Origin of the sequence: Stenotrophomonas sp., assembly GCF_031995405.1 — a bacterium.
Taxonomy (GTDB): Bacteria; Pseudomonadota; Gammaproteobacteria; order Xanthomonadales; family Xanthomonadaceae; genus Stenotrophomonas.
In genome coordinates, this window is sequence record NZ_DAMAGC010000110.1 from 1,114 (window position 1) to 14,463 (window position 13,350).

8 protein-coding genes are annotated in these 13,350 nt (G+C 67.9%); 5 read left to right on the forward strand and 3 right to left on the reverse strand.

The features are described from left to right. Positions 1 to 48 precede the first annotated feature (48 nt). Positions 49 to 1,620: a hypothetical protein gene (locus RTO53_RS15920; RefSeq protein ID WP_312238716.1), complete on the reverse strand. Its 1,572-nt coding sequence runs from the start codon at positions 1,618 to 1,620 to the stop codon at positions 49 to 51. Positions 1,621 to 1,870: 250 nt separating this feature from the next. On the opposite strand from RTO53_RS15920, the gene RTO53_RS15925 reads away from it, so the two are divergent. Beyond that, positions 1,871 to 3,136 (forward strand): MFS transporter, encoded by a 1,266-nt coding sequence (locus tag RTO53_RS15925; protein ID WP_312238717.1) that lies wholly within the window; start codon positions 1,871 to 1,873, stop codon positions 3,134 to 3,136. Between the two features lie 62 nt (positions 3,137 to 3,198). Beyond that, positions 3,199 to 5,445, forward strand: a complete 2,247-nt coding sequence (ggpS, locus tag RTO53_RS15930) for a glucosylglycerol-phosphate synthase (protein ID WP_312238723.1) — start codon at positions 3,199 to 3,201, stop codon at positions 5,443 to 5,445. An 82-nt stretch (positions 5,446 to 5,527) separates the two neighbouring features. Here the strand turns inward: ggpS and blaL2 are convergent, their stop codons facing one another. Beyond that, a complete protein-coding gene (gene blaL2 / locus RTO53_RS15935; protein ID WP_312238718.1) occupies positions 5,528 to 6,445 on the reverse strand; it encodes a L2 family extended-spectrum class A beta-lactamase in 918 nt (305 codons plus the stop codon). A 206-nt stretch (positions 6,446 to 6,651) separates the two neighbouring features. Here blaL2 and RTO53_RS15940 point away from each other — a divergent pair, with 206 nt between their 5' ends. Next, positions 6,652 to 7,524, forward strand: coding sequence for a LysR family transcriptional regulator (locus RTO53_RS15940; RefSeq protein WP_312238719.1), 873 nt, complete (start codon positions 6,652 to 6,654; stop codon positions 7,522 to 7,524). A gap of 464 nt (positions 7,525 to 7,988) precedes the next feature. On the opposite strand, the gene RTO53_RS15945 is transcribed toward RTO53_RS15940, so the two are convergent. Next, positions 7,989 to 9,845, reverse strand: coding sequence for an ABC-F family ATP-binding cassette domain-containing protein (locus tag RTO53_RS15945; RefSeq protein ID WP_312238720.1), 1,857 nt, complete (start codon positions 9,843 to 9,845; stop codon positions 7,989 to 7,991). Between the two features lie 345 nt (positions 9,846 to 10,190). Here RTO53_RS15945 and RTO53_RS15950 point away from each other — a divergent pair, with 345 nt between their 5' ends. Further along, complete coding sequence (locus RTO53_RS15950) at positions 10,191 to 12,584, forward strand: TonB-dependent receptor (protein WP_312238721.1); 2,394 nt, start codon at positions 10,191 to 10,193, stop codon at positions 12,582 to 12,584. Positions 12,585 to 12,853: 269 nt separating this feature from the next. Next, positions 12,854 to 13,350 (forward strand): cation:proton antiporter (locus tag RTO53_RS15955; RefSeq protein WP_312238722.1); only part of this gene is annotated, 497 nt, incomplete at its 3' end.

Below are 13,350 nucleotides of genomic sequence, written 5' to 3' on the forward strand. Positions count from 1 at the left end.
GCGCAGGCGATCGCCGCAGCCCGGTGAGGCAACGGCGATCGCACGCTTTCACGGGTGCAGCCAGACCTGGCAATCCCCGATCATCTGCACCGTGGCACCGGCGCTGTAGCGGGCCAGGATCTGCTGCTGGAAGCCGCTGCGTGCCGGGTCACTGCCGATGTTGTTGGGGCAGTTCACCAGCGCACCGAGCGGACCGTCGCCGAGTGCGGTATCGGCGCTGGCCATTGTCTCCAGCGCGCTGGTCGGGGCCCAGTCGGGCACCATCACCGCGCGACGATCGGCGAAGTACGGCAGCTCGGAAGACCAGTCCAGGCCGAAGGCGACGATGACGCCCTGCCCCGGCGTGCCGGCCTTGATCAGCGCGGCGATCTGCGACACCCGGTTGGGCTCGCGCGCCTCCTTCATGCGCTTGACGTAATTGCCGGCGATGGCACCAAGGGACAGCAGGCACAGCAGGCCGACCAGCCACAGCGGGCGTCGCACCTTGCCGCTGGCCTCGGCCCGCTGGACGGTCCACCAGACCACCAGGCCGACGATCGAGGTGGCGAATACCACATTGGCGGCCTGGTAATACGGGTGCGCGATGTGCAGGTTGGTGAACACCGCCACCGGCAGCAGGTAGGCCACCAGCAACAGCAGCACGGCGCCGCGGATCTGGCGTGCGCACAGGCCCGCCACCAGGATGATGAGGAACACCCAGTTGGAACCGACCGCGGCAGCGAAGCGCTTTTTGAAGACCGTGCCCCACCAGGTGGCCGGGTCCAGCTTCTGCTGCAATGTGCCGTAATTCCAGGTCGACAACGCGCTGGACGTCACCTCACGCCCCAGCGGCGACTGCGCCTTGAGTGCGTCGGCGTGCGAGAGCCATTGGTTCATCACCGCCAGTACGGCCAGCGCCGACACCACGCCCCAGGCGATCAGTGTCCAGTGCTGCCCCACCCACTGTGGGCGCCAGCCGTGTTCACGCACGGCCAGCCACGCGAAGGCCAGGGCAACGAAGGCCGCAAACCCGAAAAAGGTGGTGACCTTGACCAGCGCCGACAGCACCGCCGCGATCACCGCGGTCACGCCCAGCGCGATCACCTGCGCCGGCCCCACCGAAGGGCCGCGCAGCCGCGCCATCGCCCATACGAACACCAGGCCGAAGAACACCGCGGTCGATTCCATCATCACCGAGCGCCCCCAGAACAGCGCATACGGCGATACCGCGAAGGCACCGGCAATGCACAGTGCCAGCGCGCGATCGGGCCGGATCGCCAGCACGACGCGGTAGACCATCCACACGCAGCCGACATGGAACAGCGCCGATACCAGCCGGGCACTGTTGTCCACGCCCATGCCGGTCGCATTGGCCAGCATCGCCGCCAGCCACTGGTACAGCGGGAACTCGAACGGAATCGACCAGGGCGCGCCGATCACCGGGGTGAGGTAACTGAACACCGGGAAGCCACGGGCGATCCACACGATCGACAGCGCCGTCTGGGTCTGCCGGAAGCCGGAGGCATCCACCGGCGGCATCGACCAGCTGTAGCAGAGCAGCGCCAGCAGCATCACCGCAGAGAAGTACAGCAGGATCTTTCCCGGCAAAAGACTGCGTTTCACATCGACGTCCTGGATCACACCTGCTGCTCCTGCTGCACCACCGATCGCCTGGCATGCAGCGCAGGCCGACGGGGTTTGAATGAAGGGGAATCCGCGTGCGCAGACCCGCCGCGCGCGCGGCCCGCGGAGTTTCGGGCGTTCGCTGCGGCAGTGCAAGCGACACCGCCCATGACGGCACCGCGCGGCAGCGCTATCGATCTGGCCATCAAAACGGCTGTGTTAGGGTAGATCAGGTGTCCGCTTTTTCATTTCCACCGAGACCGCCCGCATGTGGCGGTTGACTGCCCTGCTCGCCGGTGTAGCGCTGCTCCTGACGGGCAGCGGGTTGCTGGGCACCTTGCTGGCGGTGCGCGGGGGCCAGGCCGGCTTCGGCGCCGGTACGCTGGGGCTGGTGATGTCCGGGTATTTCGCCGGCTTCTTCATCGGGACCTTTTTCGCTCCGTCGCTGATCGGCCGCATCGGGCATATCCGCGCGTTCGCCTTTTTCGCCGCACTCGCCGCCATCGCCGTGCTGCTGCATCCGCTGTGGATCAACCCGGTCGGCTGGGGCGTGCTGCGCATCGCCACCGGCATCGCGCTGGTCGGCCTGTATACGGTGATCGAAAGCTGGCTCAACGCCGAACCCGATCCGGCCCGACGCAGCCGCGCGTTCTCGCTGTACATGGTGGTCAATCTCTCCGCGCTGGCGCTGGGCCAGGTGCTGTTGATGCTGGGCGATGCCAGCGCGGTGGGAATGTTCATGCTGACCGCGATCCTGGTCTGCGCGGCGGTGCTGCCGGTGACGGCCACGCGCCTGCGCCAGCCGGACGTGCCGGTGGTGACGCGCCTGAAACTGGCCCGCCTGTATGCGATGGCGCCGGTGGCCACCGTTGCCGCCGGCTTGTCCGGGCTGGCGATGGGCGGCTTCTGGGGCCTGCTGCCGGTGTATGCCGGTGAGGTTGGCCTGGATGGCAACGGCGTCGCACTGTTCATGCTCACCGCGATCCTTGGCGGGGCGCTGCTGCAGTGGCCGCTGGGGCACATCAGCAACGGGCACGATCGGCGCAGCGGCCTGGTGGCGCTCAGCCTGGCCGCCGCCGGCATCGCGGTGGTTGCGTCGTTGCCGATGATCCAGTTGCAGACCCACCTGCTGTTTGGGCTGTTCTTCGTCTACGGCGGGCTGGCGTTCTCGCTGTATCCGTTCGCGGTGGCGCACATGCTCGATTACCTGCCGCGTGCGCATCTGCTGTCGGGCTGTTCCAGTCTGCTGCTGGTGCACGGCGTGGGGGCCGCCATCGGCCCGGCGCTGGCCGGCGCGGCGATGCAGCGCTTCGGTCCGGCGGCACTGCCGCTGTATTTCGCCGTGGTGCTGATGTTGCTGGCGGTGTTCACCACCGCGCGCCTGCTGCGCTTCCAGCGCCTGCGCACGCACCCGGTCGGGTTCCGGCTGATGCTGCGCACCACGCCGTCGGCGCTGGAAATGATGCCCGAGACCGACGCCGAGGCCCCGCCCGACACCCCCTTTCCCCCCTCCTCCGATAAGGAAGTGCATTGACTGTATCGACACCCGCCACGCCCACCTCAACCCGTACACCGCCGGCCCCGCCGGCACCGCAACTGATCCTGGCCACCGATCTGGATGGCACCTTCCTCGCCGGCGACGCCGCCGCGCGGCACCGGCTGTACCGGCTGGTGGACCAGCACCCCGGCATCGCGCTGATCTTCATCACCGGCCGCGGGCTGGAAGCGGTGATGCCGCTGCTCTCCGACCCGGCCATCCCGCGCCCGGACTACGTGGTCTGCGACGTCGGCGCGACCGTCGTCGATGGCCACACCCTGCAGCCGCTGCAACCCCTGCAATCGATGATCGACGCGCACTGGCCCGGTGAGCACGTGGTGGCCGAGGCGATGCGCCCGTTCACCGCCCTGCAGCGCCAGGACGTGCCGCAGGAGCGGCGCTGTTCGTACTTCTGCGATCCGCAGACGCTGGCGCCGCTGCGCACGCAGATCCAGGCGGCCGCGCAGGCGCTGGGCTGCGATGTGCTGTATTCGGCCGACCGCTACCTGGACATCCTGCCGCCGGACACCGACAAGGGCCGCACCCTGGCCGCGCTTGCGCGCCTGCTGGACCTGCCGCGCGACCGCATCCTGGTGGCCGGCGACACCCTCAATGACCTGTCGATGTATACCGCCGGCTTCCGCGGGGTGTGCGTGGGCGATTCCGAGCCGGCGCTGACCACGGCGACCGCCGCGCTGCCACATACCTTCCACGCGCAGGCACCCGGCTGCGGCGGCATCCTCGAGGCGATCGAGCATTTCGGCCTGCTCGCCACCGACGATCCGTTCCTGCACGCCCCCAAGCAGGCGCGTGCCGACGGCGCCGACCTGGTGATGGTCTACCACCGGCTGCCCTTCGATGAGGTCATGGAGGATGGCGTGCTGGTACAGCGGCCGCCGCGTTCACCCAACGGGATCATTCCCTCGTTGCTGAGTTTCTTCGAGGGCGGCCAGAAAGGCTCGTGGGTGGCCTGGGGCATCGATGACCCCAAGCGTGGTCCGTTCCAGACCCATCTGGCCGTCGATGCCGACCGCTACCCCACCCTCACCGCCGCGCGCGTGCCGTTGCGCCGGCAGGACGTGGACATCTTCTACAAGCGCTTCTCCAAGGAAGCGTTCTGGCCGATGCTGCACGTGTTCTGGGAACGTGCGACGTTCCGCGAGGACGACTGGCAGGTGTTCCTGAAGGTCAACCGCAAATTCGCGCACGCCACCGCCGCCGAAGCCGCGCACGGTGCCACCGTGTGGATCCACGATTACAACCTGTGGATGGTGCCGGCCACGCTGCGCGAACTGCGCCCGGACCTGAAGATCGCTTTCTTCCATCACACCTACTTCCCGTCCGCCGACGTGTTCAACGTGGTGCCGTGGCGACGCGAGATCATCGGCAGCCTGCTGTCGTGCGATTACATCGGTTTCCACATTCCGCGCCAGGTGGAGAACTTCGTGGACGTGGTGCGCGGTGCGATGCCCGCCGAGCGCCTGGCCTGGGAAAGCTGCGCGCCGCGCTTCCTCACCTACGGCTGCGCGGTGGGGCTGGACACCATGACCACGCGCCTGCGCGTGGGCGACCGCGAGGTGGCGCTGGGCGCGCATCCGGTGGGTACCGACCTGCGTCGCATCCACGCCGTGCTGGCGCGCAGCGACGTACGCAACGACATCTTCAAGCTGCGCCGGGAGATCGGTGCGCGCAAGCTGGTGCTGTCGGTGGAGCGACTGGATTACACCAAGGGTACGCTGGCCAAGCTGGAGGCGTTCGAGCGCCTGCTGGAGCAGCATCCCGAGCGCCAGGGCAAGGTCACCCTGCTGATGGTGTGCGTACCGGCGGCAAGCGAGATGACCGTCTACCGCAGCCTGCAGAACCAGATCGAGCAGGCGGTGGGGCGCATCAACGGCCGCTTCTCGCGGCTGGACTGGACCCCGGTGCGGTTCTTTGCACAGGCGTTGCCATTCGAGGAAGTGGTGGCGCATTACGCTGCCGCGCAGGTGATGTGGATCACCCCGCTGCGCGATGGTTTGAACCTGGTGGCCAAGGAGTTCGTTGCCACCCACGGCATCGAGGGCAGCAGCGGCGTGCTGGTGCTCAGCGAATTCGCCGGAGCGGCCGCCGAGCTGAAGGGCGCGGTGCTGACCAACCCGCATGATCCGGCCGACCTCACCGCCGGGCTGCTGCAGGCCTTGTCGATGCCCGAGGATGAGGCGACCGGGCGCATGCGCCAATTGTTCGGCAGCGTGGAGTATTACGACGTGGACCGCTGGGGCCGGGATTTTCTGGCGGCGGTACGCGACAGCCATCCCGGATCGTAGCGGCACAGGGGTAATGCCGGCCAGCGGCCGGCATTACCGTTTAACGGTGCGGGGTTCATGCGGAGCCGGCCAACGGCCGGTACTACCCGGCGCGCACGCGCTGCTCGGCGATTGCCGCGACCTGGCGCAGCACGTCATTGCGGCCGGCGTCGTCCACGGTCGCGCCCTGCAGGTAGCTGGTCAGCACCCAGGGGGCGCCGCCGGCGGTGGGCCACAGGATCGCGATGTCGTTGGTGGTGTCCTCGCCATTGCTGCCGGTCTTGTCGCCCACCCGCCATGCCTTGGACAGACCTGCACGCAGGCGGGCATCGCCGGTTTCGTTGTCGATCAGCCAGTCGGCCAGCTGTTGGCGTGACGCCGGTTGCAGCACCGTGCCCAGCACGAAGCGCTGCAGGCTGGCGGCCATCGCGGCCGGGCTGGTGGTATCGCGCGGATCGCCCGGCGCGAAGCGGTTCATGTCCGGCTCCAGGCGATCGTTGCGGGTCACCGCATCGCCGTTGTCGCGCAGGAAGCGCGTGACGGCGGAGGGGCCACCGACCACGCCCAGCAGCAGGTTGGCCGCCGGGTTGTCGCTGGTGATCATCGTCGCCCGGCACAGGTCGCGCACGCTGAGGTCCTTGCCCACGTGGCGCGTGGTGACCGGCGCATGCGAGAGCATGTCCTGCTGGCGCACCGGCACGCGCTGATCCAGCGTGATCCGCCCGGCATCGGCCTGGTGCAGCACGGCCGCACACAACACGAACTTGAAGGTGCTGCACATCGGGAAGCGCTCGTCCTGACGGTGGCCGATGCGCTGGCCGGTGCCGGTATCCAGCAGGGTTACCCCGAGCCGGCCGCCACTGACCGTTTCCAGCGCCGCGAAGTCCCTGGCAGCGGCAATCGGTGCGGAGGCGGAGGCGGCGGTCGAGGCCGTCGGTGGCACCTTCGCCAGCGCGGTGGCGGCCAGCGCCGAGGCGGCGGCCGCGCCGGTCCATTGCAGGAACTGTCGTCGAGCGAGCATGCAGGTTCTCCTTGGTGGAAGCGGGAGTATTGCCGTGGCCACGACCGGCGAAAAGCGAGGTTTTCCAGTGAGACCCATGAATCATTCTCATGCCTGGTTGATGGACCTTGGTCAGGACCACAGAAAACACTGTCGTTTCAGGCGCCGTTTGCGCAGCGCCGAGACCCAGGTGCGATGATGCATGACCCCTGCTCACGGCTCGACGGATGATCCGCCCCCAGTTGCCGCTCAACGCGCTGCGCGCCTTCGAGGCCGCCGCCCGCCACCAGAACTTCACCCGCGCCGCGCTGGAGCTATGCGTCAGCCAGGCGGCACTGAGCCACCAGATCCGCGCGCTGGAGGAGCGGCTGGGGGTGTCGCTGTTCAACCGGTTGCCGCGTGGCGTGGCGCTGACCGATGAGGGCGCGCGCCTGTATCCGGTGCTCAACGAGGCCTTCGACCGTATCGCGGTCAGCCTCGACCGCTTCGTCGGCGGGCATTTCCGCCAGGTGCTGAGCGTGGGCGTGGTCGGCACCTTCGCCACCGGCTGGCTGCTGCCACGGCTGGCGGAGTTCAACGCGCTGCATCCGGATATCGAGCTGCGCCTGCAGACCCACAACAATCGCATCGATCTGGCCGGCGAAGGCCTGGACCTGGCGATCCGCTTCGGCGATGGCGACTGGCAGGGCCAGGTCAGCGATGCGGTGCTGGAGGCGCCGTTCGCGCCGCTGTGCGCACCGGCGCTGGCGCGGGTGCTGCGGCAGCCGCGCGACCTGGCCAACGTGGCACTGCTGCGCTCCTATCGCAGCGACGAATGGCCGCGCTGGTTGCAGGTGGCAGGGGCACCGGAACTGGAAGCGCGCGGGCCGGTGTTCGACTCGTCGCTGACCCTGGCCAGTGCCGCAGCCTCCGGCGCCGGCGTGGCGCTGCTGCCGTTGAAGATGTTCGAGCAGGACCTGGCGCAGGGACGGCTGGTCCAGCCGTTCGCGCAGACCCTGGACCTGGGCCGGTACTGGTTGACGCGATTGCGCTCACGCGCCGAAAGCGAGGCGGCGCGACGTTTCCGCCAATGGCTGGAACTGCAGGACCCCGCGCGCTGAGCCCAGAGCAGCCGGGCATGGCCCGGCTCTACCATCACGGTGGCAACCGCGCAGGCACCGGCGGATACAACGCGCGCGCCACCCGGTAGAGCCACGCCATGCGTGGCTTGCCTGACGCAAGCGCGACACACCCCCGCACCGCGCCCACGAACGCAGACCCCGTAGAGCCACGCCATGCGTGGCTTGCCCGCCACAAGCGCGACACCCCCCCCGCACCACGCCCCCGGACGCACACCCCGTAGAGCCACGCCATGCGTGGCTTGCCCGCCACAAGCGCGACACACCCCCGCACAGCGCCCGCGGACGCACACCCCGTAGAGCCACGCCACGCGTGGCTTGCCCGACGCAAGCGCGACACACCCACCGCACCGCGCCCACGAACGCACCCCCTCGTAGAGCCACGCCATGCGTGGCTTGCCTGACGCAAGCGCGACACACCCACCGCACCGCGCCCGCAAACCCGCTTACGCGTCCAGCAGCTCCATCCAGGTCTGCTCGGCCTTGCTGAGCAGCGTAGCGGTGGCCTCGCGGTCACGGCCAAGCACGGCCATGCGGGTGGCATCGGCGTAGTTGCCCGGGTCGGCCAGCTGGCGATCCAGTTCGGCCAGCACGCCTTCCAGCTCGCTCACCTTCGCTTCGGCGGCCGCCAGCTTGTGCGGGTTGACCGGCTTCTTCGGCGGCAGCGGTGGGGTCGGGGCGATCGGTTCCGGCGCGGCGGCAGCCATTTTCTGCTTGGTGCCCTGCGCAGCCGGACGCGAACGCAGCCACGCCGCATACGCATCCAGGTCGCCATCGAACGGCTCGACCACGCCATCGGCCACGCGCCAGAACGTATCGCAGACCAGCCCGATCAGATGGCGGTCATGGGAGACCATCACGATCGCCCCTTCGAAGTCGGCCAGGGCTTCGGCCAGTGCTTCGCGCATTTCCAGGTCAAGGTGGTTGGTCGGTTCGTCGAGCAGCAGCACGTTGGGCTGCTGGTAGGCGATCAGCGACAGCGCCAGGCGCGCGCGCTCGCCGCCGGAGAAACCATCCACCGGCTCGAACGCGCGGTCACCGGCGAAATTCCACTTGCCGAGGAAATCGCGGAAAACCTGGTTCGGCGCATCCCGGTCCAGGTCGCGGAAGTGCTCCATCGGCGACTGCCCTTCGTGCAGCGACTCCACCGTGTGCTGGGCGAAGTAGCCGATGCGCAGGTCCGGGTGCGCGGCGCGCTCGCCACTGATCGGGGCCAGCTCACCGACCAGGGTCTTCACCAGGGTCGTTTTACCCGCGCCGTTCGGACCGAGCAGGCCGATGCGCTGGCCGGCTTCCAGGCCGAAGCCCACGTTGTGCAGGATCACCGAATCGGCGCCGTAACCGGCCTCGACGTGGTTGAGCCGGATCAGCGAGAACGGCAGCTTGGCCGGCGGCGAGAACTCGATGCGGAACTCGCGCTCGGCGCGCACCGCCTCGGTGCCGGCCAGCTTGGCCAGGCGCTTCATGCGGCTCTGCGCCTGCGCGGCCTTGCTGGCCTGCGCCTTGAAGCGGTCGATGAAGCTCTGCAGGTGGGCGCGCTCGGCCTGTTCCTTGTCGTGGGCGATCTGCTGCTGGCGCAGCTGTTCGGCACGCTGGCGCTCGAAATCGGTATAGCCGCCCGGATACAGCTTGGCACCACCGCCATGCAGGTGCAGGGTGTGGGTGGCCACGTTGTCGAGGAACTCGCGGTCATGCGAGATCAGCAGCAGGGTGCCGGGGTACTTGAGCAGCCACTGTTCCAGCCAGAACACCGCATCCAGGTCCAGATGGTTGGTCGGCTCATCGAGCAGCAGCAGGTCGCTGGGCATCATCAGCGCGCGGGCCAGGTTCAGGCGCACACGCCAGCCACCGGAGAACGAGGAGACCGCACGCGAGTGGGTCTCGGCCGGGAAGCCCAGGCCGTGCAGCAGCTTGCCGGCGCGTGCTTCGGCGTCATACGCGCCGATCTCGGCCATCTTCTGGTGCGCGGTGGCCACCGCCTCCCAGTCTTCACGCGCGGCCGCGGCGGCCTCTTCGCGCATGACCGCGGCCACCTCGGTGTCGCCCTCCAGCACGAACTGCAGCGCCGGGTCGGGCAACGACGGGGTTTCCTGGGCCACGCTGGCAATGCGGACCTTGCCGGGCAGGTCGACGTCGCCCTTGTCCGCCTCCAGCTCGCCCTTCACGGCGGCAAACAGGCTGGACTTGCCGGCACCGTTACGGCCGACCACGCCGACGCGGTACCCCGCGTGCAGGGTCAGGTCGACGTTGGACAACAGCAGCCGCTCGCCACGGCGCAAGGCGAAGTTACGAAGGGAAATCATCTTGGGGGTCCATATAACGGAATGGAATGTGCTCGTGAGCACCTTTCCTGCGACGTAATTCTAGCGTTAACGAATACTTGACGCGCCCCGGGATGCGCGGCGGGCCTCGTTCCTCTCTCCCACGACCCCGCCTGCGCTTCCCCGGGACCCTGATGTCGAGCCTGCCGATTCACGTAAATGGTTGCTGCTGCAACGTTTTTTGTGAAGTTTGCGGATATTTGACAAGCGATGAATATCCCGTTAATTGATTTATTGCGCACCGCAACACCCCGCCTTCGCCGACCCGCTTCACGCCGTCGAGATGTCGTTCCGGTGCCGCGCCATTCCTACCGGAGCCCTGCCCTGATGAACCGCAAGACCAGTACGCTCGCCGCCGCCGTAGCTGTCGTGCTCGGTGCCTCCAGCTTCGCCGCCAGCGCCCAGGATGCCCCGGCGCGCGCCGCTGCCAACACGCTGGACACCATCATCGTCACCGGTACCCGGGTCGCCGACCGCACCGTGGCCGAGTCGCAGTCCCCGATCGACATCATCACCCCCGAAGCGCTGCAGTCCACCGGCACCACCGAGCTGGCCACCGCGCTGGCCCGCGCCCTGCCCTCGCTGAACTTCCCGCGCCCGGCGCTGACCGACGGCACCAGTGGCATCCGCCCGGCGCAGCTGCGCGGGCTGTCGCCGGACCAGGTGCTGGTGCTGGTCAACGGCAAGCGCCGACATACCTCGGCGCAGATCAACGTCAACGGCAGCATCGGCCGCGGCTCCTCGGCGGTGGATATCAATGCGATTCCGATCGCGGCCATCGAGCGCGTGGAAGTGCTGCGCGACGGCGCCTCGGCGCAATACGGGTCGGACGCCATCGCCGGCGTGGTCAACATCGTGTTGAAGGGCTCCTCCTCCGGCGGCAGCCTGGCAGTGGATGCCGGCCAGTACTCGGCGGGCGATGGCAACAAGTACCAGATCTCCGGCGATACCGGGATCGGTTTCGCCGACGGCCGCGGCAGCGTGCACGTGGCCGGGCAGATCCTGCAGCAGGATGAAAGCAACCGCGCCGGTCCGTACCTGGGTACCACGCCCAATACCGGCAACTTCCCGAACATCGGCCAGAAGACCTTCATCGTCGGCGATCCCGAGGTCGATGCGACCGCCGCCTCGGTCAACGCCAGCTTCCAGTTCACCGACCATGTGTCGGCGTACGCAACGGCGATGGCGAGCAACCGCGACATCACCTCGTTCGCGTTCTACCGCTCGCGCACCAACAGTGGCCAGGGCGCGCTGCTGGCGCAGACCTACCCGGACGGCTTCGTGCCGCAGATCAACCAGTACTCCAAGGACCGCTCGCTGGTGGCGGGGGTCAAGGGCGACACCGACAACGGCTGGACCTGGGATGTGAGCGCCAACCACGGCGAGAACACGATCGACTTCCACACCCGCAACAGCATCAACTACAGCCTCGGCCTGACCAGCCCGCGTTCGTTCTACGACGGTGCGCTCAAGTACACCCAGGACATCTTCAACGCCGACCTGACCAAGTCGCTGGATTGGGGCCTGGCCTACCCGGTGACGCTGTCCTTCGGTGGTGAGTACCGCCGCGAGAAGTGGGAACAGTCCGCGGGCGAGGCCAATTCGTATTTCGGCAGCGGTGCGCAGGGCTTCGGCGGGTTCACGCCGGTCAACGCGGTGTCCAATGATCGCCACAACTACGCGGTGTACGGCGGGCTGGAAGCGGACCTCACCGACAAGTTCTCCGCCGGCGTGACCGGCCGCTATGAAGACTATTCGGATTTCGGCGACAAGTTCTCGGGCAAGCTGTCGGCGCGCTACGCGTTCACCGACAAGGTCGCCCTGCGCGCCACCGCTTCCTCCGGCTTCCGTGCGCCGTCACTGGCCCAGCAGAGCTACCAGGCGGTGACCAGCACGATCGTCAACGGCGCCTTCGTCGAACGTGGCACGTTCCCCACCACCAGCCAGGCCGCGCAGGCGCTGGGTGCCAGCCCGCTGAAGGCTGAAAGCTCCACCTCCTACAGCCTGGGCCTGGTGCTGCAGCCGATCGAGCGCCTGTACCTGACGGTGGATGCGTACCAGATCGACATCGATGACCGCATCGTGCTGTCCACCAACATCACCACCAATGCAGCGGCCAACTCGCTGCTGAGCGGATTGGGGCTGCCGGGCGTTACCGCTTTCTCCTACTTCACCAACGGCGTGGATACCCGCACCCGCGGCGTGGACGCGGTGTCCAGCTACAGCATCCCCTTCAGCGCCAGCACGCTGGAGTTGACCGCCGCTTACAGCTACAACGAGACCGAGGTGAAGAAGTTCATCGCCTCCCCGCCGGTGTTCGGCACGCTGGGCATCACCCAGTCGCTGATCGGCCGCGATGAGATCGGCCGCATCGAAGACAGCTACCCGCGCGACAAGACCATCCTCAGCGGCACCTGGCGCAGCGACCACTGGGACCTGAACCTGGCGGCCACCCGCTACGGCAGCTTCACCGTGCGCAACTCGGCTACTGCGTTGCGCGACCAGACCTACGATGCCTCGTGGGTGCTGGATGCGTCGGTCAGCTACAAGCCGAGCGAGAACTGGGCGCTCACCCTGGGCGCGGACAACCTGCTGGACGAGTACCCCGACCGCACCGTGGACCTGCAGAATTCCACCTGGGGCATGCTGCCGTACAGCAACTACTCGCCGTATGGCTTCAACGGTGCCTACGTGTACGGGCGGATCACGTACAAGTGGTAGTCCGGTAGTGCCGGCCGTTGGCCGGCACCCCGGGAACCCGGGCATCGCGTAGTTGCCGGCCAATGGCCGGCACTACCGTTGCGTTGCGTCGCGTGCTGCCGGCCAACGGCCGGCAGTGCCGATTTCGCGCACTCCTGGCTGTCGTGCGCGCCTGTCCCGGGCAGCACATCACCTGACCACGGGGACGTAGCAGCATTGCGGCCGCCGATGTTTGCTCGATACCACCGCATCGGTGAAAATCGGGGTATCCCCCCTTTCTGCGAGCCCCGATGCACCATGACACCGACCTGATCAACATCGTTGCCGTTGGCCTGGGGCTCGCCTTCATCTTCGGCGCGCTGGCCAACAAGCTGCGTTTGTCTCCGCTGGTCGGTTACCTGGTTGCGGGCATCTGCGTTGGACCCTTCACTCCCGGCTTCGTCGCCGACCAGGCGCTGGCCAACCAGCTGGCCGAGATCGGGGTGATGCTGCTGATGTTCGGCGTGGGCCTGCATTTCTCGCTGAAGGACCTGATGGCGGTCAAGGCCATCGCCATTCCTGGCGCGATCGGTCAGATCCTGGTCGCCACCCTGCTCGGCTGGGGGCTGGCGGCGCTGATGGGCTGGCCGGTGATCCACGGCATCGTGTTCGGTTTCGCGCTGGCCACCGCCAGTACCGTGGTGCTGCTGCGCGCGATGGAAGAACGGCGACTGCTGGAAACCCAGCGCGGCAAGATCGCGATCGGCTGGCTGATCGTGGAAGACCTGGCCTGCGTGCTGGCCCTGGT

Excerpts from the sequence above, each read along its gene's own strand:
- RTO53_RS15925 (WP_312238717.1), top strand. The coding sequence starts at position 1,871 with ATGTGGCGGTTGACTGCCCTGCTCGCCGGTGTAGCGCTGCTCCTGACG.
- blaL2 (WP_312238718.1), bottom strand. The coding sequence starts at position 6,445 with ATGCTCGCTCGACGACAGTTCCTGCAATGGACCGGCGCGGCCGCCGCC.
- RTO53_RS15940 (WP_312238719.1), top strand. The coding sequence starts at position 6,652 with ATGATCCGCCCCCAGTTGCCGCTCAACGCGCTGCGCGCCTTCGAGGCC.
- RTO53_RS15945 (WP_312238720.1), bottom strand. The coding sequence starts at position 9,845 with ATGATTTCCCTTCGTAACTTCGCCTTGCGCCGTGGCGAGCGGCTGCTG.
- RTO53_RS15950 (WP_312238721.1), top strand. The coding sequence starts at position 10,191 with ATGAACCGCAAGACCAGTACGCTCGCCGCCGCCGTAGCTGTCGTGCTC.